The 18,777-nt window shown below is 60.5% G+C and carries 16 protein-coding genes; 10 read left to right on the top strand and 6 right to left on the bottom strand.

What is annotated here, in order from left to right; genetic code table 11:
* Positions 1–46 precede the first annotated feature (46 nt).
* Together L861_RS08130 and L861_RS08125 are read left to right on the top strand one after the other, a co-directional pair.
* Complete coding sequence (locus L861_RS08130) at positions 47–1,222, top strand: zinc-binding dehydrogenase (protein ID WP_016416576.1); 1,176 nt, start codon at positions 47–49, stop codon at positions 1,220–1,222.
* Positions 1,219–2,271, top strand: coding sequence for a proline racemase family protein (locus tag L861_RS08125; protein ID WP_016416575.1), 1,053 nt, complete (start codon positions 1,219–1,221; stop codon positions 2,269–2,271). Before L861_RS08130 ends, L861_RS08125 begins: the two co-directional genes overlap by 4 nt.
* A 104-nt stretch (positions 2,272–2,375) precedes the next feature.
* On the opposite strand, the gene L861_RS08120 is transcribed toward L861_RS08125, so the two are convergent.
* Both L861_RS08120 and L861_RS08115 read right to left on the bottom strand, forming a co-directional pair.
* Positions 2,376–4,610 (bottom strand): thiamine pyrophosphate-dependent enzyme, encoded by a 2,235-nt coding sequence (locus L861_RS08120; RefSeq protein WP_016416574.1) that lies wholly within the window; start codon positions 4,608–4,610, stop codon positions 2,376–2,378.
* 325 nt (positions 4,611–4,935) lie between these two features.
* Complete coding sequence (locus tag L861_RS08115) at positions 4,936–5,895, bottom strand: AraC family transcriptional regulator (protein WP_027947533.1); 960 nt, start codon at positions 5,893–5,895, stop codon at positions 4,936–4,938.
* A 160-nt stretch (positions 5,896–6,055) separates the two neighbouring features.
* Between L861_RS08115 and L861_RS08110 the strand changes: the two genes are divergently transcribed.
* Positions 6,056–6,994, top strand: a complete 939-nt coding sequence (locus L861_RS08110) for a homocysteine S-methyltransferase family protein (RefSeq protein WP_016416572.1) — start codon at positions 6,056–6,058, stop codon at positions 6,992–6,994.
* Between the two features lie 194 nt (positions 6,995–7,188).
* Complete coding sequence (locus tag L861_RS08105) at positions 7,189–8,766, top strand: tetratricopeptide repeat protein (protein WP_016416571.1); 1,578 nt, start codon at positions 7,189–7,191, stop codon at positions 8,764–8,766.
* 10 nt (positions 8,767–8,776) lie between these two features.
* On the opposite strand, the gene L861_RS08100 is transcribed toward L861_RS08105, so the two are convergent.
* The 3 genes from L861_RS08100 to L861_RS08090 form a co-directional block, all read right to left on the bottom strand.
* Positions 8,777–10,714, bottom strand: coding sequence for an aconitate hydratase (locus L861_RS08100; protein ID WP_016416570.1), 1,938 nt, complete (start codon positions 10,712–10,714; stop codon positions 8,777–8,779).
* Between the two features lie 67 nt (positions 10,715–10,781).
* Positions 10,782–10,976 carry a winged helix DNA-binding protein gene (locus L861_RS08095; protein WP_016416569.1) on the bottom strand — a complete coding sequence of 65 codons (195 nt, stop codon included), beginning with the start codon at positions 10,974–10,976 and terminating at the stop codon, positions 10,782–10,784.
* Between the two features lie 121 nt (positions 10,977–11,097).
* Positions 11,098–11,463, bottom strand: a complete 366-nt coding sequence (locus L861_RS08090) for a MerR family transcriptional regulator (RefSeq protein ID WP_027947535.1) — start codon at positions 11,461–11,463, stop codon at positions 11,098–11,100.
* Positions 11,464–11,561: 98 nt separating this feature from the next.
* Here L861_RS08090 and L861_RS08085 point away from each other — a divergent pair, with 98 nt between their 5' ends.
* Both L861_RS08085 and L861_RS08080 read left to right on the top strand, forming a co-directional pair.
* Positions 11,562–12,335 carry an SDR family NAD(P)-dependent oxidoreductase gene (locus L861_RS08085; protein ID WP_016416567.1) on the top strand — a complete coding sequence of 258 codons (774 nt, stop codon included), beginning with the start codon at positions 11,562–11,564 and terminating at the stop codon, positions 12,333–12,335.
* 151 nt (positions 12,336–12,486) lie between these two features.
* Positions 12,487–13,047, top strand: coding sequence for a GNAT family N-acetyltransferase (locus L861_RS08080; protein WP_016416566.1), 561 nt, complete (start codon positions 12,487–12,489; stop codon positions 13,045–13,047).
* A gap of 128 nt (positions 13,048–13,175) precedes the next feature.
* Here L861_RS08080 and L861_RS08075 read toward each other — a convergent pair whose 3' ends face one another.
* A complete protein-coding gene (locus L861_RS08075) occupies positions 13,176–14,105 on the bottom strand; it encodes a LysR family transcriptional regulator (protein ID WP_016416565.1) in 930 nt (309 codons plus the stop codon).
* A 177-nt stretch (positions 14,106–14,282) separates the two neighbouring features.
* On the opposite strand from L861_RS08075, the gene L861_RS08070 reads away from it, so the two are divergent.
* The 4 genes from L861_RS08070 to L861_RS08055 all read left to right on the top strand — a co-directional run bounded on the left by L861_RS08070 (position 14,283) and on the right by L861_RS08055 (position 18,637).
* Complete coding sequence (locus L861_RS08070; RefSeq protein WP_016416564.1) at positions 14,283–15,272, top strand: Bug family tripartite tricarboxylate transporter substrate binding protein; 990 nt, start codon at positions 14,283–14,285, stop codon at positions 15,270–15,272.
* Positions 15,273–15,296: 24 nt separating this feature from the next.
* Complete coding sequence (locus L861_RS08065) at positions 15,297–15,731, top strand: tripartite tricarboxylate transporter TctB family protein (protein ID WP_016416563.1); 435 nt, start codon at positions 15,297–15,299, stop codon at positions 15,729–15,731.
* A 33-nt stretch (positions 15,732–15,764) separates the two neighbouring features.
* On the top strand, positions 15,765–17,261 hold the full coding sequence (locus tag L861_RS08060; RefSeq protein ID WP_016416562.1) for a tripartite tricarboxylate transporter permease: 1,497 nt from the start codon (positions 15,765–15,767) through the stop codon (positions 17,259–17,261).
* 62 nt (positions 17,262–17,323) lie between these two features.
* The gene (locus tag L861_RS08055) at positions 17,324–18,637 is read left to right on the top strand and encodes an aminotransferase class V-fold PLP-dependent enzyme (protein WP_016416561.1); all 1,314 of its coding nucleotides are present in this window, start codon (positions 17,324–17,326) and stop codon (positions 18,635–18,637) included.
* Positions 18,638–18,777: the final 140 nt, after the last annotated feature.

Here is an 18,777-nt window from a genome sequence, read left to right as displayed (position 1 = left end):
GTTATGGTCGCGCTATGACGTAGCGATCAACGCAAGGAGGCAGCACATGGTTTCCGATACTCTCCCGGAGAACGTTCCCGACACCATGTCGGCTATGCTGCTGACCGGGCATGGTGATATCGACAAGCTGGTCTATCGTCAGGATGTGCCCACCCCTAAGCCTGCCAAGGGTGAGGTGCTGGTGAAGGTTACGGCCACGGCGAAGAACAATACCGACCGCAAGGCACGAGAGGGGCTCTATCCTACGCAAGACAAGGGCGATGTGACCTCATTCCAGATCGGTGGATCACCGACCTTGACCTTCCCGCGTATCCAGGGTGCCGATGTGGCCGGTCGCGTGGTTGCCGTGGGTGAAGGCGTGGATGCCGAGCGCATTGGGCAGCGCGGGCTGCTGGATTTCAATCTGTACGCCGATGAGCGTCCCGACATCAATCTGACACCGGATTACTACGGCCACGGTGCTGACGGTGGTTTCGCCGAGTACATCGCCGTGCCGTCGAATCAGTTCCATACGGTAGGCAACCCCGAACTTGCCGATGCAGAGCTTGCCGCGATGGGAATGTGTTCCTACCAGACCGCCCTGCACATGCTGAACGCCGCCAACGTGAAAGCCGGCGAACGTGTGCTGGTCACCGGTGCCAGTGGAGGCGTGGGTACGGCATTGATTCAGTTGTGCCGCATCATGGGCGCGATTCCATATGCTCTCAGCAAGCAGGACAAGGCCCAGGCACTGCTCGAGCTGGGGGCAGAAGCTGTGTTGGACCGCTCAAACATGCAGGATTTCACCGACAAGGTGCGTGCGGTGACCGGGGACCAGCCTATCGATGCGGTGATGGACCTTGCCGGTGGCGAGATGACCAATCACTTCATCGACACCATGATTTTCGACATGAAGCGCCGCACGACCTACCCGCGCCTTAGTATTGCCGGGGCTAGCGCTGGCAACGTCAGCGAGATCATGTGGACCCGTATCTATCTGTATCAGGTGCAGATCTTTGGGGTATCCCACGGCACCCGCGAAGAGGCCAAGCAACTGGTGGAATGGATTCGCTCTGGTCAGTTGAAGCCGGTACTGCATGCGGCATTCAAACTGTCCGACTTGCATGAAGCCGAAACCTACTTCGTCAATCGCAGCAGCAACTTTCTGGGCAAGATCGTGATCGTCCCGGACTCACAGTGGCAAGAGCATGGCGTGCCTTACGCGTTGGAGACGACAGGATGAGTCACGAGCTGAGCATACGGCTGATCGATACCCATGCTGGCGGCGATGTCAGCCGCATCGTGATCGGGGGTATCGACCCATTGCCTGGCGCTACAGTCAGGGAGCAGATGGAATATCTGCGCGACGATGCCGATGGCCTGCGTAAGCTTCTGCTGCATGAACCGTATGGTATGCCCGAGATGTCGGTGAATCTGATCGTTCCCGCTACCGACCCCGAGGCCGACATGGGCTACATCATCATGGAGGTGATGGGCTATCCGATCTATTCCGGCTCCAACACCATCTGCACGGCCACGGCGCTATTGCAAACCGGCATGATCGAGAAACGGGAAGGTCGTCAGCGCTTCATATTGGAGTCGCCGGCCGGCTTGGTGCATATCGAGGCGCTGGTGGAAAACGGCGTGGTGGAGGCCATCACCTGTGAAGGACTGCCCACCTACATCGACACCTACAAGGCCAGTATTCATGTTCCGTCGATCGGCGATGTGACCTATAGCGTCGCCTACAGTGGCGGTTTCTATGCCCTGGTGGAGGCCGCCGATCTAGGGTTCGCCCTGACCCCGGACGAGGAAAGGCGCCTGGCGACGTGTGCCCACGCGATCGTGGAAGCGATCCAGGCGCATAGCGGTTTCTCCCATTACACGCTGGGCGATGTGGGACCGCTGCCGTTTCTACACTTCATGGGGCCGGTCGAGCATGTGGCGGATGGTTTCTATCGCTCGCGTTCGGCCACTTATGTGCATCAAGGAGTGATCTGTCGCAGTACCACCGGTACCGGTACCTCGGCGCGGCTGGCCTTGATGCATTACGAAGGTACTATCCAGCCAGGCGACAAGTTGGAAACCGTGTCTCTGCGCGATTCCGGCTTCATCGGCGAGTTTACTGGTTCACGGCAGGAAGGTACTCATCAAGTGGTGGAAAACACCATTACCGGCAAAGGGCACGTGTTGGCCCGTTCGGACACGGTCATCAATTGTGACGACCCCATGGTGGAGTGCGATGGTCTGCACCATATACTCACCAGTGGTCACCGCCACTCAATGGATTAACCACCGTTACAATGTTGATGCCTCGGTTGGCGGTCATGCCTTCACCAGCATATTCCGCTGCTCTTCGATGCCCATGCTGAGCAACAGTGCGATGGTGTCTTGGCTCATACCTTGTCGCTCCCTGCTAATGTCTTGTCGCTCATCGTCTCATCCGGCTTACCGATTCGTTTGCTGGCCGTACCCACTGCACGCTGGGCATATTCGATAATGGAGGCTACCGAAGGCAGGGTCGCCGTCGCTGCCCGGCCCAGTGGAATGAAGCTGTCCTCGGCAGTGAGCCGGTGTAGTCGCTCGCTTGCTACGCCGCGCTCGACCAGGGCGGTGATCAATTCTTCGCTGACGGAGCCGCTACGGCGGCACTCGCCCACCACCAGGATCTGCGTACAGTCGCTCACTCGGCGATGTACCGCATCATGATCGATGGCGGTGAGCCAGCGCAGGTCGATGATGCGAAGGGCGATACCATCAGCCTCCAGACGGACGGCGGCTTGGCGCGAGAGATGGACTCCGTTGCCATAGGTGAGAATGGCGAGTTCCTTTCCTTCACCCCACTGGCCGAGTTCGCCCACCGGCAAGCGGTAGTCCGGCCCAGGGTCGGCGAAACACCACTTCTGGTCGTCTGTCTCGAGCAGGTCGCGGTTGTGGTAGAGCGCGATGGGTTCGAGTAACACCACCACGCGCTGTTCTTCATCGGCCAAGCGCACTGCCTCCTGCAGCAGGCCCACCGCGTCGGCGGCGTTCGACGGACAGGCCACCAGCAAGCCGGGGATGTCGCGTAGCACGGCGATGGCGTTGTCGTTGTGGAAGTGACCGCCGAAGCCTTTCTGATAGCCGAGCCCGGCGATGCGCACCACCATCGGGTTGGTGTACTGACCATTGGAAAAGAAGCTGAGTGTGGCAGCCTCGCCGCGTAATTGATCCTCGGCGTTGTGCAGATAGGCTAAAAACTGAATCTCCAGGATCGGAATCAAGCCGTTCTGGGCCAGGCCGATGCCAAGCCCGAGGATACTTTGCTCGTCGAGCAGGGTATCGATCACCCGATGTAGCCCAAAATTGGCTTGCAACTTTTGGGTGACTCCGTAGACGCCTCCCTTGCGGCCGATGTCTTCGCCGGCCATTACCAGGTGCGGATAGCAACTCATCAAGCGCTGCAGGGCTTGGTTGAGTAGTTTGGCCATGGGCGCGGGAGTAGTGTCCACCTCGCCTTGCCAGAGGCGGCGACGGCCAGGGCGGGACGGTGGCACGATACTGGCCATGACCTGCTCGGCAGTTTCCAGCTTGGGCCGGCGAATCGCCTCTTCGGCCACTCGGGCCACGCGCTCGCTGGTTGCGTGGTAGAGCGTGGCGATGGCGTCGTTGTCGAGTACGCCGTGGCGGCGCAGCAGACCGGCGCTGAACAGCAGCGGGTCACGCGCCTCGTCGGTCTTGATCTGCTGTGGCGTAAGGTAGGCCTGTTGGGCATCGGAGCCAGCATGGCCGAATAGCCGTACGCAGTGCATGTGCAGGAACACGGGTTGCTTGCGGGTGCGTGCGATACGGGCCGCCTCGCAGGAGGCGCACCAGGTATCGAGCAGGTCGAGTCCATTGCAGCTCAAGTAATGGAAGCCGGGACGCGAGCGCATGCTGGCCTCGATCCAGCCGCTTGGGGTGGGAGTGGAAATACCGATGCCATTGTCTTCGCAGACCATCACCAGCGGCATCGGTGAGCCTTGGTAGGCCGCCCAGCCGGCAGCGTTGAGTGCGCCTTGTGCAGTGGAGTGGTTGAAGGAGGCGTCGCCGAAGCTGCATAGCACCACGCTGTCGGCGGGCCACTCGCCGCCGTCCTTCACACGCCGCCAGAGTCCCAGGCCATAGGCGGCACCCATCGCTTTGGGCAGATGCGAGGCGATGGTGCTGGTCTGCGGCGGGATGTTGAGCGTCTTCGACCCCAGTACCTTGTGTCGGCCGCCGGAGATCGGGTCTTCTGCCGACGCGGCAAAGCTCAGCAACAGGTCCCGCAACGGTGTTTGGCCCGGTACGGCGCGGCTGCGTTGGATCAGGAAAGCGGCATCACGATAGTGCAGGAAGGCCGGATCCGTCGGTCGCAAGGCATGGGCAATGGCGGCGTTACCCTCATGCCCGGCACTGCCGATAGTGTAGAAGGCCTCTCCACGCGCTTGCAGGCGTCGGGCGTGCAAATCCAGGTGGCGGCTCATCAATTGCGACTCGAACAACTCGACCAACGCAGGTGCATCGAGACCGACCGCGTCGAGTGTCCAGTCGGATGCAGGCTCAGGCCAATCATCGTCACGCAGGGCGGTGAGAAAAAGCGCTTCCTGGGGCAAGGGATCAATCGGCATGGCGACTCCAGGCATTATTGTGGTGTTGCCTAGAGCGTAGCGTGCCTGCCTGATAAAGGAATAATACCGTCATCCTTTATCAGGTAAAGGCATGGCCTATTCAGGCGAGAAGCTAAGGAAACACTGAATAAATGCCTGCGCTACTCAATCGCTGCGTTGCGCGGTGCCGAAGCGTCGGACCGGCGGATCCTCACATATACCCCCATATGCTCCGGTTCCTGTGCTCGGTGCTCCGTGCTCCGTGCGCCTTGCGCTTGAGCATGCTCGTCGGTTTATTCAGCGTTTCCCTAACACCGCTGCTGGAGCTGGCACGTGAGGCCAATGTCTAGACGTGCCCTTGCTGCCTGCGAAAAGCCCCCGGTGCCGTGCCGAATTCCCGCTTGAAGGCGCGGGTGAATGATGCCTCGGATTCGTAACCGGCTTCATCGGCGATCCGGCTGATCGGCACGCCACTCTGACGCAGCCGGTCGGCAGCACGTTGCAGCCGCTGGCGGGTCAGGTAGCGTACTGGCGAGACGCGGACCAGGCGCACGAAATGCTCTGAAAAGGCTGAGCGAGAGAGGCCGGCGTGTTGCGCCAATTCGTCCAGTGTCCAGGGCTGCCCCGGGTGCCCGTGCATCAAGGCGAGGGCACGTGCCACGTAGGGATCGCGCAGGCCGGCCAGCCAGCCCATCTGTTGCGGTGGGAGCGCTTTCAGGTATTCGCGTATCGCTTCGGCGAACAGGAGTTCGGCAAGTCGGGCAAGGTTTGCTGAAGCACCTTCACCGCCGGACGTGACCTCGCTTGCCGCGTAGCGCATGGAGCCTTCGATCCAGGGGCCGGTCAGACGGTCGTGCAGGTCGAGCTTCACGATGGGCGGAAGGCTAGCGACCAGTGGGTCGTTGCTATTTTCGCTGCCGAGAAAGCCGCACAGGATGCGAGTGCGCGTACCGCCGCCTCCGAAACGAATTCGCCCCAGGCCATCCTCTCCGGCGGGTTCGATAAGCGCGCCAGCATCGGCTGGAGCCGCATTCAGGGTGCTTCCCAGGAGGTGGGCATCGTTGCGTGGCAGGACGAGCAGTTGCTTCTCGTGGGCCTCCATGGGTGGCTGCCCATCGAGAGAAAGTGTCAAACGTCCCTCGACAACATAGTGATAGGCAATCAGCCGGGGCGGCATGCGCATGAACTGGTGGCAGTCTTCCGGCTCCACTTGGGATCTGATGCACCAAGGCTCCGTGAATTCCGCATCGAGGAACACACCACCCGACAGCCTCATCGCTCGTAGAATTTCTGCCAATGTGTCCACATTCGTACGGCCTCCGCGTTTGCTGGCAGCCTGGACAAGAAATCCGGTAGCGCGGCCATATGGTTCGTTCGATCCTCCCAGTAATTTAGCCTCACATCCCAGCCATGGTGTGGCGGATGTTTCCTGAAGCAGATATTTCGACAACAAGAGAGAAGTGAACATGGCTAAATACCGGACTCAATTGCCCCAACTTTCTGGGGAACCGTTCCTCACTGATGCAGGAATCGAGACCACGCTCATCTTTCACGAGAAGCTGGAGCTTCCCTATTTCGCGGCTTTCCATCTGCTCAAGAATGAGCAAGGCACAGAAGCGCTGCGCCGCTATCACTGGCAGCATGCCGAGATCGCTCGGGACAGCGCCATGGGCTTCATACTCGAGAGCGCGACCTGGCGTGCCAGTCCGGATTGGGGCGATAAGCTCGGCTATTCAGCGCGAGAACTCGATGATGCCAATCGCAAGGCCATCACCATACTGCACGAGCTTCGCGAAGCGTTGGAAACAAGGCGCTCGCCAATGGTCATCAGTGGCTGCATCGGGCCGCGTGGTGATGGCTACGATCCTGGTACCTTGATGACGCCTGAACAAGCTGCCGATTATCACTCGGGGCAAGTTCGTGTGTTCGCGGAATCGGATGTCGATCAGGTGACGGCCATCACCATGACCAATAGTGCCGAGGCGATCGGCATTGCTCGTGCGGCCAAAGCGGCAGGTCTACCCTCTGTGATCTCGTTCACGGTCGAAACCGACGGGCGGCTGCCGACCGGTCAGCCGTTCGGTGAAGCGATTGGCGAAGTGGATGAGGTCACCGGCAACGCTCCCGCTTACTACATGATCAACTGCGCGCATCCCACTCATTTCGAAGGCGTGCTTGCCGACACAGGCTGGGGACGACGCTTGCGAGGCATTCGTGCCAATGCCTCGCGCTGCAGCCATGCCGAGCTCGACGAAGCTGAAGTGCTCGATGAAGGGGATCCCGTGGAACTAGGGGGGCAATATGCGGCACTGCGCCAGCGTTATCCATGGATCAATGTACTTGGCGGCTGTTGTGGTACGGACCACCGCCATATTGCCCAAATCGCCGCCGCTTGCCGTGTGTAAGGAGTGGGCTGAACAGACGGCTCAAGCAACTGTACCGGTACCTCTGGACGGTATCGCCGCACGGGCCGATCATTGCCGGTACTTCTGACTTCCGTCCGGATGCAAGCGATCACCCAGGACGTCATGGATAGCGTCCTGGGTTCCTCCCGGCGACACTGTCCTGTGAAGCCCCGTCTTGACCGGGAGGTAGCGCCATGCCATCCACCTCTTATATTGCGTCGGCCATGGTTGGCTGTGCCGTGGCTGGCGCGTTCCTTCCCATGCTGAGCCATGCCGACTCGGGTATCCCACTGTATGAGAATCTGGGGGATTACGGTCGTTCCATCACCACTGACTCGACACAGGCCCAGGCCTATTTCGACCAGGGCCTGCGCTTGGCCTATGGGTTCGCCAGAGAGGAAGCCACTCGCTCGTTCCGTGCGGCGCAGGTACATGATCCGAGCTGCGCCATGTGTTATTGGGGCGAGGCCTGGGCATTGGGTCCGTATCTAAACGACCCTCACGGCGTGGGGGATCCGCGCGATGCCCATGTCGCCGCCAGCCAAGCCCTCGAGTTGGCCGATGCCGCTGCGCCTTGGGAGCGTGCACTGATCGAGGCCATGAGCGTACGCTATCCCACCCCCGACAGTGATGCCGATCAGGAAATAGCCACCCAGCGCTATGCCGAGGTGATGGCCGAGGCGGCAACGGCGCATCCCGATGACCACGATGTGCGCACGCTGCATGCCGAAGCGTTGATGATGTTCCGCCCTTGGGACCTCTATCGCACGGACGGGGAGCCGTATCCGCAGACCCTCACATTGATCGAGGAACTCGAGGCGGTGCTCGCCGAGGATATCCGTCATGCCGGCGCCTGCCATCACTATATTCATGCTGTGGAGGCTTCCCGACCGAGACGCGCCGAGGCTTGCGCCGACGTGCTGGCCGATGAGGTCCCTGGAGTGAGTCATATCCAGCACATGCCCTCGCACATTTACATGAACATCGGCCGTTATGGCGACGCCGTTCGTGTCAATCAGAAAGCCCGCATGATCGATCAATCGGCACGATTCGGTGAAGGGGTGAGTGTCTATGCCTCGCACAATACCCTGATGCTGCTTTTCGCCGCTTGGATGGACGGGCAAAGCGGCGTGGCGTTATCAGCCGCGCGCGACATCGCCCGTGAACAGCCCAGTGAGGCTTTCCAGGTCCATCTGCAACTCGTTCGCTTCGGCCGCTGGGACGAACTGCTCGAACAGCAGACTTCGCCTGAAGGATCGTTTCAGACCGGGATGTGGCACTTCGCGCATGGCCTGGCGCAACTGCGCACCGGGAATACCTCGGCAGCGGAGATGGCGTTGAGTAAGTTGCACGACCTCCGTGGGGATGGTGCCAAGGACATGTCCTCCCGTCATCACGACTTGATGGGTATCGCAGAGCATATCCTGGCCGGCGAGATCGCTGCGGGAGAGGGTCGTATCGATGCCGCTCGGGAACAACTGCGCAAGGCCATCGCACTGGAAGACGGGTTGCCCTACAGCGAGCCCGAACCCTGGCCCCTCCCCGCACGTCATTTCCTGGGCGCGATCCTGCTCGATGCCGGCGAGGCATGGGAGGCGGAGGCCATCTATTATGAGGCACTGGAGATCCATCCGGGTAACGGCTGGTCGCTGAAAGGTTTGGCGCAGAGTCTTGCCGCCCAAGGTCGGGACGGGGGGGCCGAGCGTGTCGAGCGGGCGTTCGAATTGGTCTGGCAGCGGGCCGACGTGTGGCTGCCGGCCTCGCGTTTCTAAGCGTCCAGCACTACGATTCCGTACGCACCAGGTTGATCAGGCTGCCATGGCGAATCATGCCGATCTGGCGTGGCGACAGGCCGTGGCGCATGGTGTAGTGCCGGTCCTTGGTCTTGTTGTAGAGGGTGATCTCTTCACTGCTTTCGAGAGCGTCAACGATGTCGTCCAGTGCCAGTTCGTCGCCCTGTTCGATGGCATCGAGGTCATCCGGGTCGGCAAAGGTCAGTGGGACGACGCCGAAATTGGCAAGGTTCTGCCAGTGGATCCGACCGTAGGAGATAGCACACACCGCCCGCAGTCCCAGATATCGCGGAGCAATGGCAGCGTGCTCGCGACTGGAACCCTGACCATAGTTGCGGCCGGCGACGATAAAGAAACCATCACTATCCAAGTCCCTGGCTCGCTGGTTGAAGTCGCGGTCGATGGCCTTGAATACGTGCTTGGCAATGGCTGGGATGTTGCTGCGCAGCGGCAGCACCTCAGCACCGGCCGGCATGATCTCGTCGGTGGAAACGTCGTCGCCGACTTTCAACAGCACCGGGCCGCTGAACTCGGCTGGAATGGGATCGAACTCGGGTAGGCTCTTCACGTTGGGGCCTTTGACCAGTTCCACCAGCCCGCCGTCGTCGAGGGGGGCGACGAGCATCTCTCGGTTGATCGTCAACGTTTTGGGTTCCTGGAAGTGTGGGTAGTCCATGTCCAGGTCACGGGGATCGATGATCTTGCCGGTCAGGGCGGCAGCAGTGGCGGTTTCCGGGCTGCACAGGAATACCCGGTCCTCTGGAGTACCGGAACGACCTGGGAAGTTACGTGGCACGGTGCGCAGGCTGTTGCGGCCGGTGGCTGGCGCCTGGCCCATGCCAATACAGCCGTTGCAGCCGGCCTGGTGCAGGCGAGCGCCGGCGTGAATCAGGCGCGACAGGTAGCTCTGGTTGGTGAGGTTTTCGAGGATCTGGCGCGACGTCGGATTGATATCGAACGACACGCCTGGTGGTATGCGGCGGCCCTCGACCATCATCGCCGGCACGGCGAAGTCGCGAAAGCCGGGGTTAGCCGAGGAACCGATATAGGCCTGATAAATCTCCTCGCCGGCCACTTCACGCACCGGCTTGATGTTGCCGGGGCTGCTGGGCAGCGCGATCAACGGCTCGAGTGAAGTGAGATCCAAGCTGATACGTTCGTCATAGTCGGCGCCATCGTCGGCAAGCAATTCGTGCCAATCGTCGCCTCGCTCCTGCTGGGCCAGGAAGCGCCGCACCTCGCCATCGGAAGGGAATACCGTGGTGGTGGCGCCCATTTCGGTGCCCATGTTGGCGATCACGTGGCGGTCCATGGCGCTCAACGCCTCGAGTCCAGGCCCGTAGTACTCGAAGATCTTGCCGGTGCCACCCTTGACGTCGTAACGGCGCAGCATTTCCAGCACCACGTCCTTGGCACTGATCCAGTCAGGGAGTTCGCCGGTCAGTTCCACGCCCACCACTTGAGGCATTTTCAGGTATAGCGGCTTACCGGCCATGGCTAGCGCAACTTCCAGGCCGCCGGCGCCGATGGCCAGCATGCCCAGCGCTCCGGCCGCTGGGGTGTGGCTGTCCGAGCCCACCAGTGTCTTGCCGGGGATACCGAAACGTTCCTGATGGACAGGGTGGCTGACCCCATTGCCCGCCGGGCTGAACCATACCCCGAATTTGCGGCAGGCACTTTGTAGGAACAGGTGATCGTCGGGGTTCTTGAAATCTTCCTGGAACAGGTTGTGATCGACGTATTGAGCCGAGAGCTCGGTACGCACACGGTCGATCCGCATGGCCTCGAATTCTTGCATGACCAGCGTGCCGGTAGCGTCCTGGGTCAGTGTTTGATCGATGGCCAGCCCGATTTCTTCGCCCGGCGTCATTTGGCCGGACACCAGGTGGGATTCGATCAGCTTTTGGGTCACGTTGAGTCGAGCCATGACGAACTCCTGTCTCAATGTATTCCCCGATGAAATGTATGCCCAGTCTAGCAGTCGGGGCCGGTGCTCAGATTCCTGCTTCCTGACGAATGGGAACGCGACTCAGGCTGTTGTTCTCATCGGCGACCTTCTTCAATAACTGACACAGTAGCTGACGCTCGCGTTCATCCAGTGGCGCAAGTATGTCCGCTTGGGTTTCGGCAACCGCCGACTCGGCGGCGTTACGTAGCCTCTCGCCTGCTGCCGTCAGTGTGACCAGCATCGAACGGGTCACTCGAGATCGGAAATGTAGTAGGCCAATGATGATCTCAATGGTGCCATACGGGATGCTGGGCAGCCTTGTTCACCTAACCCTAACCAGGAGATGGTCAGAGTTATGCGACTCAGGCCGCTGGAGGGTGCTGATCCAGACTCCTAAGGTATCCCGCTATTATTTTTCGGCTTTCCTTCAAGTCGCGTAGTTTTCGATCCAGATTCTCAACTTCCTTGTGAAGTGCTGCCCTAACTTCCAGGCAAGGATCAAAGATCGGCTGATCATCCAATATGCATGGCAGTAGAGTACGAATGGATTCCAGCTTCAGACCAGCAGCGCTGAGCATGCCAATACGCTTGGCCACCAACATCGCGTTTTCATCGTAGTCGCGATAGCCCGATTCTGTTCTAGCGGGTTTCAGGAGACCTTCTTGCTCGTAGTAACGCAGCATACGTTCGCTAATACCCAGACGTTGTGACAGCTCTCCAATCTTCATGACTTCCCCACTCTCGATTGACGTGTTGACTTTGACAGTGCTGTCAGGGTTTAGCATTTCCTCGTGGATGGAACAACCCACCTAACGAGGAGGAGAATATGCTACTTGAGGCATTCAGCTTGGACGGAAAGGTCGCTATCGTCACTGGCTCAGGTCGCGGGCTTGGTAAAGCGATCGCTCTTGGACTGGCTTCTGCTGGAGCTAAAGTCCTTCTGGGCTCCAGGAATCCTGAACATCTATCCGATACCGCTACGGCAATTGAAAATTCAGGTGGAACAGCTTTACGTGCGTCCGTTGATATCTCGGATCCTACGTCCTGTACCGCACTGGTGGCGAAAGCAGAGGAAGAGTTTGGGCAACTGGATATCCTGGTGTGTAATGCAGCCACCAATATCCAGGGGCCTGCGGCAGATATGACACCTTCGGACTGGTGCCGAGTCATCGATACCGAAATGTCGGGTTGTTTTTATTTGAGCCAGGCGGCTTATAAGCCAATGGCCAAACAGAGACGTGGGTCGATCATCATGATCTCTGCCAATTCCAGTTCTGTCGGCTATACCGGCTTGATCGGTGTGGCTACAGCAAAAGGTGGTGTTGATATGATGGCTCGTAATCTTGCCGTTGAGTGGGGGAAGGACGGTATTAGAGTCAATACGATCAATCCTGGCTGGACTGAACACGTTCCCGAGGACGGGGCAGACGTCGCCGCAGGTGACGGTGATCTAGATGATGATATTAGAGCCACCACACCGTTAGAGCGTCGAGGGCGTGTAGAGGAGTTTGCCAATACAGCCATCTTCTTGGCCAGTGATGCCTCAAGCTATGTTACCGGACACAATTTGGTTGTCGACGGAGGCTACTCAGTGAAGTGATTTTCAGGGACCCGCTGTTGCATAGCCCGACCGGGGGCGCTGCAGCTTGGCTCCTTCGGCTTTAGCTTTGAGAGCGCGCTGGCGGCGCGATAAGCCGATAACAGAACGGACAGTCTAATTTCTGTTATGAGAATAGAATAAGGAGGTACCAATGGCCCTGTCGTTCAAACCGCTAACCAAGACTACTTGGCGCGATTTCGATGTGCTACTGGGCACCTACGATGGTTGCAAGGGTTGCTGGTGCATGCACTGGCGCCTGTCATTTGCCGACTGGAAGAAGCAACAAGGCGAGGGTAATCGCCGCGCAATGAAAACTTGCGTGGATTCCGGAGACGTGCCGGGCATCCTCGCTTATGAGGAGGAGCGCCCCGTCGCTTGGTGTGGGTGTGGGCCGCGTGAATGGTATCCACGCCTGAACAAGTCACTGGTTACCAAGCCGGTAGACGATCAGCGAGTGTTATCGGTGAATTGTTTCTTCGTAGATCGCTCAGCCCGAGGAAAGAATATTCAGCTCGCGTTTCTCCATGAAGTTTCTCGTTTCGCAAAGAAGCAGGGTTACAAGGTAATTGAGGGGTATCCTGTCGAACCGGGAGGCAGGCGCCTCGATTCCACCACCTCGCTTGTCGGATTTGCGAAAGCTTTTGAAGACGCCGGCTTTAGGGAAGTGGCTCGCCGGAAGAAGGATCGGCCAGTCATGCGTAAGGATGCTTAACCCCATAACAACGCGCTGCACCGACAACTCCGCCATGCTCCATTACCACCGGTGCCCCAGCTCCAGTTGCTTCAATACCCATTCGATAGAGTCTCGGGCGGTGAGGTGGGGTCGATGCAAGTGCCTTGTCAGCTACGAGCAGAGCTCTTCTCGGAGAAGAAGAAGGGGCGGGTGAAGTCGGCTGCGTTGACGAGGCGGTGGGCGAGCTCTTCAAGCAGCCGGATACGCACCCCGCCATGGTACAGGGCGTAGTAACCGATCGTGGGCAGACGGGGGATGGTCTTGAGGATCTCCAGCCCCTGCTCGCGGGCGAAACGCTGGACACAGAGTTTTGGCAATACGCTGATGCCACGTCCCGCCGCCACCAGACCAACGAGTGCCAGCAGGTTATCGGCAGTCAGGTTGGCGGCGGCCATGCCCTGGTGGGAAAGCCAGCGATTGATATCCTGCGCGAACCCGGAGCGCTTGCCCTGGCTGATCAGGGTGTAGCGTTCGAGCGCCCCTATGGGGATGGGGCGGGGGCCGTCCACCAGGCCCTCTCTGGCCATGAAGGCCATCTCCACCTCCTCCAGCAGCCGGGTTTCCACACCCGGCTGGGCGAAGGCCTCGGGGACCTGTGGTATCACCACCAGGTCCAACTCACCATCCTGAAACTGCTGGTACAGGGTACGGCTCATGTCGATGGTGATGTCCAGCCGGATATCGGGCCGTTCGATGGTGTAATCCCGCAGAAAGCCCGGTAGCCAGGTAAGGGCGGCCAGATCGGTGAAGCCGATACGCACACGATGCAGCACGCGCTCGGGTTGCTCGTTGAGCTCGAGGATCCGCTTCGCACCATCGAGCGTCGCGTAGGCCAGCTCCAGCATTCGTTCGCCCTCTTCGGTCAGACGCGCGTTGCGGCGCGAGCGGTCGAAGAGGCGCAGGCCACTGGCCTGCTCCAGCTCGGAGATGCGCTTGGAGACGGTGGACTGCGTCGCGTTGAGGCGCTGCGAGGCGCGCTCGAACGTACCGAGCTCGACCACTTGGACGAAAGTTTCGAGCTGCTTGAGGGTCAACATGGCATCGCCGAATAATGAAATTTTCGACTCTTAATATATGCAATTAATTCGCTTTTTTGAAAGTGTGGAATGTTTTTAAGTATTGGGCAGGGTTCTCTGCAGCGTCAGGCTAGGAGGCGGCTCCTGGCGAGCGACCTGCATGGTTCTGAAACCACAACAGTAACAAGGAATAAGGCGATGAAGACTCAATCCAGGCTGGCGCGAAAGGTGGTGCTGGGAGCGATGGCGACGATTCTGACAGGTGGTCTGAGTACGGCAACCCTGGCAGCGGACTACCCCAACAAGCCGATTCAAATGATCGTCGCATTCGGTGCTGGGGGCAGCACCGATACCATGGCGCGGATTTTCGCCAAGTACGCCGAGGAGGAACTCGGCCAGCGGGTGGTGGTGGTCAACCGGCCTGGCGCCGGTGGCGAACTGGGCTGGGTTCACCTGGCCAACGCTGACCCCGACGGCTACACCATTGGCCTGATCAACTCACCCGCAGTGGAGGTTTACCCTTTCACCCGCGAGGATACCGTCGGCTACTCCCTCGATGAGATCCGCCCGCTGGCCAACGTGATCACCGACCCGGGCGTGTTGGCGGTTGTTGCCGACAGCCCCTACCAGTCCCTGGATGACTTGGTCGCAGCGGTAAAAGACGATCCGGAATCGGTGATCATCTCCCACGAGGGCGTTGGGGGTGACGACCACCTCGCCGCGCTCAACTTCGCCGAGGAAGCGGACATCGGCCTGAGTTTCGTGTCCTACAACGGCAATGCCGAGGCGACCGCCGCGCTGCTGGGCGGCCACATTACCGCCTTCGAGGGCAACATGTCGGAAGCGGCGGCCCAGATCCAGGAAGGTAAGGCGCGTGGGCTGGCGGTATGGGCCGACGAGCGGGTCGAGGCCATCGCCGACGTCCCCACCGGGAAGGAACAGGGCTATGACGTCCAGTCCGCCGCATCGCGCGGATTCGCCGTGCCGGCGGACGTGCCCCAGGAGGTCTATGACACCCTTTTGGCCGTTACCCGCGATGTCGTCGACAACCCGGAATTCCGCGCCGAGATGGAGCAGCTCAACATGCCGGTCAACCCCATCTACGGGGAGGAGTACGTCGAATTCATCCACGACAGCCATGATCGGTTGAAGGCGCTCTGGGAAAAAGATCCCTGGGTCGAGCAGTGATCCGACGCTTGGAGAGATAATTCCATGACTCTCGACACTATCGATCGTTGCGTAGCCGTGCTGGTGGGAGCGCTCTGTGCGGCTGCGGTGGTCACGGGCCTGGGCATGCCTGGCGACGCGGGGGTCTTCCCCGTGATCACCGGCACGCTGGGGTTACTGGCCAGCGCAGGGATCGCTCTGGGTACCCTGCGCGGTCGCGCCCCCGACGATCTGCCACCTTCGTTGCCCTGGCCGCGTTTCCTCCTCTGGTGCCTGTGCGTGTTGGGGCTGCTGGGACTGATGGTGACCGCCGGTGCTTTCGTCGCGCTGCCGCTGTTCCTGCTGGCCAGCCTTCGCTGGCTGGGCCACTTGCGATGGCCGGCGGCCCTGGCAATTGCCGTGGTGTTCTCTGCCGTGATCTACGTGGTCTTCGTGTACCTGCTGTCCGTGCCACTGCCTGCCGGCTGGCTGGTGGCCTAACGGCGGCCTGCGACCTCCCTCAAGAGGCTTCCTATGGATGTGTTGCTTCCTGCCCTCGGCAATGTGCTGACGCCGATGGCCCTGCTTACGCTGTTTCTCGGCACACTGGCCGGCATGACGATCGGCTCGCTGCCGGGGCTCTCCTCGACGATGGGCGTGGCGCTGTGTATCCCCATCACCTTCAACATGCCGCCGGACCTGGCGCTTATGCTGCTCGGGGCGGTTTACGTCAGCTCGGTCTATGGCGGGTCGGTGACAGCGATCCTGTTGCGCACCCCGGGCACGGATGCCTCCATCGCCACTGCGCTCGACGGCTATCCGTTGGCCGCGGCCGGGCGAGGCGGCGAGGCGCTGGGCATGGCGACCCTCGCCTCGCTGTTCGGCGGGCTGTTCAGCGTGGTCGTGCTGATCGCCATCGCTCCGCCGCTGTCGACGGTCGCGCTGGCCTTCGGCCCCCAGGAGTACACCGTGCTGGCGATCTTCGGGCTGGTAACCATCGTCGGCGTGGCGTCGGACCGTCCTCTCAAGGGCGTACTCTCGGCTGCGGTGGGACTGGTACTGGCCTGTGTGGGATTGGACACCTTCACCGGCATGCAGCGCTTCACCTTCGGCCACAGCGAGTTGTTCGAGGGAGTGCCGCTGCTGCCGGTGCTGATCGGGCTGTTTTCAGTTTCCCAGGCCTTCAACCTCTGCGTGCCCGAAGGCGGTGGCGTGCTGGCGGGCAAGGGGCAGCAGCTCAAGGGGCGCCGCCTGCCGCTGTGGCACGACATCCGGCGCAGCTTGCGTACCCTGCTGCGCTCCTCGGTCATCGGTTCGGTAGTGGGCATTCTGCCCGGGGCCGGTACCAGCATTGCCTCCTTTATCTCCTACAGCGAGGCGCGTCGTCATTCCCCGACGCCCGAACGCTTCGGCAAGGGAGAACTGGAAGGGGTGGCGGCCTCGGAGTCGGCCAACAACGCCGTGACCGGCGGCACGCTGATCCCTACTTTGACGCTGGGCATTCCCGGCAATGCGGTCACGGCGGTGTTTGTCGGTGGCTTGACCATCCACGGCATGATTCCGGGGCCGAGCCTGTTCACCCAACATGCCGAGACGACCTACACCCTAATCCTGTCCCTCTTTCTGGCCAACATCCTGTTTGCAGTGCTGGGACTGTGGCTGTGTCGTTACCTGGTGGTGGTGACCAAGGTACCGGGTGCGGTGCTGGGGCCGATGATCCTAGTGTTCAGCGTGATCGGTACCTATGCGCTGCGCAACGAGGTCTTCGACGTCTGGCTGGCGGTGGCCTTCGGCGTGGTGGGCTTTTTCATGGAGCGCTGGCGTTACCCTGCCGCGCCCTTGGTTATTGCCCTGATCCTTGGGCCCATCCTCGAGGTCAACTTCCGCCGCTCGATGCAGATCTCTCACTGGGACCTGACCACCTTCTTCACTCGGCCACTGTCACTAACGCTTTGCTTGCTGGTGGTGTTGGCACTCGCATATCCGCTCTGGAACCAGTGGCGTCGACGCCATAGCAGCGTCCAGCACTGATTCCCACTGCGTTTTCTAGGAAGGTCAGGCATTCCTGTGCCTGATCGATGGAGATATCAATCATGACGACGACTTCGGCCCATATTATGTCCACCCCCCAGGCCATCCCTGCAGAGGGTATTTTCTTGCCCCAAGAACTACTGTGCCAGGTACGGGAGTCCTTCCTGCACGTTGATTCCTGCCCCTTCACTGGCAAGCGAGTATTCTTCGAGAACGCAGGCGGTTCATTGACACTCAAGTCGGTAGTTGAGCGCAGCGCCGAAGTCGCCGGCATTCCCGATAATGAGCACCGCGACAATCCCGCCTCCCACGCGATGTCGCAGATCGTTTCTGCCGGCCGAAATGATCTGGCCAGCTTCATGGGTGCTAGCAGCGGCATCATCTTTGGTGGTGAGACTGGCACAGAGTGTCTATTTCGTGTGATCCGTGCAGCGGCGCTTTCCGCCGAGGAGGGCGGCAGTATCGTCGCAAGCTCGGTAGAGCACCCCGCGACCTATGATGCTACCGCCCAGTGGGCGCAGCGCACCGGGCGCGACTGGATCGAGGTTCCCTTCGATGTTGAGACTGGTCAGGTGACAGCAGCACATTACGCCGACTGCGTGCGTCCGGACACCCGTATCACAACCATCCTGCATACCAGCCCGATAACCGGCATGAGCATGGACATCACCGAGATCGTACGAACCATCCGCGCCGTGGCCCCCGAGTGCGTGATCATCGTCGACGGCATCCAGCATGCACCACACGGGGCTCTGGCCGTCGACGACTATGATGTCGATGCCTATGTCATTTCTCCTTATAAAGCATTTTGCCGCCTCAATAACGGTTACGCTTGGGTTTCTGATCGCCTGAGTGTCGTTGACCACGACCGGCTGTTGGGCAAGCCCGCCGATGCCTGGGAATTGGGCAGCCGTGACCCCTCGGCCTTTGCCGGCTTCAGTGCGGTGATCGATTACCTCACCTGGCTGGGCGGACACTTCACCGAGGAGTCGTCACGCCGCGCCTGTCTGGTTGCCGCTGGTCGGGCAATGCAAGCCCACGAGCGTGCCCTGGTGCATCGGTTGCTGCACGGCGACGCGGACCTGCCGGGGTTGTGCGACTATCCCGGGCTGCATCTGATTGGGCCGGCGGATTCACCGTACCGCGAGGGAGTGGTGTCGTTCGCCGTCGAGGGGGTCGAGGCCAAACATGTCGTCGCCGAACTCGGTGCGCGGGGCATACGCGTCCACGCGCGAAGCGACGACGTCTTCTCCGGCAACATCCTGCGCCCGCTCGGGCTGAAAGCGGTCACCCGCGTCTCGCTGGCGCACTACAATAGTGCCGACGAGGTCGACGCCTGCCTGGTGGCCTTGGCTGAGGTGCTGCCGCGGTCGTGACGCACCGAACCACTGCGGTGGAGTGTCTTCGGCGCGCCACCAGGTATGCATGGCAGTGATGGGGATGATGCGGATCTTCTGGTTGCTTACGTTCTCCAGATTCTCGACCTGGGTGTCGCGCATCAGGATGTGGCACATGC

Source organism: Litchfieldella anticariensis FP35 = DSM 16096 (assembly GCF_000409775.1).
Taxonomy (GTDB): Bacteria; Pseudomonadota; Gammaproteobacteria; order Pseudomonadales; family Halomonadaceae; genus Litchfieldella; species Litchfieldella anticariensis.
Note: the sequence above shows the minus strand (reverse complement) of the source record. Positions and strands in the feature narration are given on the sequence as shown.

Bases quoted from the DNA above. Each gene is read 5' to 3' on its own strand.
- L861_RS08065 (WP_016416563.1), top strand. From the start codon at position 15,297: ATGACTCTCGACACTATCGATCGTTGCGTAGCCGTGCTGGTGGGAGCG.
- L861_RS08110 (WP_016416572.1), top strand. From the start codon at position 6,056: ATGGCTAAATACCGGACTCAATTGCCCCAACTTTCTGGGGAACCGTTC.
- L861_RS08130 (WP_016416576.1), top strand. From the start codon at position 47: ATGGTTTCCGATACTCTCCCGGAGAACGTTCCCGACACCATGTCGGCT.
- L861_RS08075 (WP_016416565.1), bottom strand. From the start codon at position 14,105: ATGTTGACCCTCAAGCAGCTCGAAACTTTCGTCCAAGTGGTCGAGCTC.
- L861_RS08105 (WP_016416571.1), top strand. From the start codon at position 7,189: ATGCCATCCACCTCTTATATTGCGTCGGCCATGGTTGGCTGTGCCGTG.
- L861_RS08070 (WP_016416564.1), top strand. From the start codon at position 14,283: ATGAAGACTCAATCCAGGCTGGCGCGAAAGGTGGTGCTGGGAGCGATG.
- L861_RS08120 (WP_016416574.1), bottom strand. From the start codon at position 4,610: ATGCCGATTGATCCCTTGCCCCAGGAAGCGCTTTTTCTCACCGCCCTG.
- L861_RS08080 (WP_016416566.1), top strand. From the start codon at position 12,487: ATGGCCCTGTCGTTCAAACCGCTAACCAAGACTACTTGGCGCGATTTC.
- L861_RS08085 (WP_016416567.1), top strand. From the start codon at position 11,562: ATGCTACTTGAGGCATTCAGCTTGGACGGAAAGGTCGCTATCGTCACT.
- L861_RS08090 (WP_027947535.1), bottom strand. From the start codon at position 11,463: ATGAAGATTGGAGAGCTGTCACAACGTCTGGGTATTAGCGAACGTATG.
- L861_RS08100 (WP_016416570.1), bottom strand. From the start codon at position 10,714: ATGGCTCGACTCAACGTGACCCAAAAGCTGATCGAATCCCACCTGGTG.
- L861_RS08095 (WP_016416569.1), bottom strand. From the start codon at position 10,976: ATGCTGGTCACACTGACGGCAGCAGGCGAGAGGCTACGTAACGCCGCC.
- L861_RS08125 (WP_016416575.1), top strand. From the start codon at position 1,219: ATGAGTCACGAGCTGAGCATACGGCTGATCGATACCCATGCTGGCGGC.
- L861_RS08055 (WP_016416561.1), top strand. From the start codon at position 17,324: ATGACGACGACTTCGGCCCATATTATGTCCACCCCCCAGGCCATCCCT.
- L861_RS08060 (WP_016416562.1), top strand. From the start codon at position 15,765: ATGGATGTGTTGCTTCCTGCCCTCGGCAATGTGCTGACGCCGATGGCC.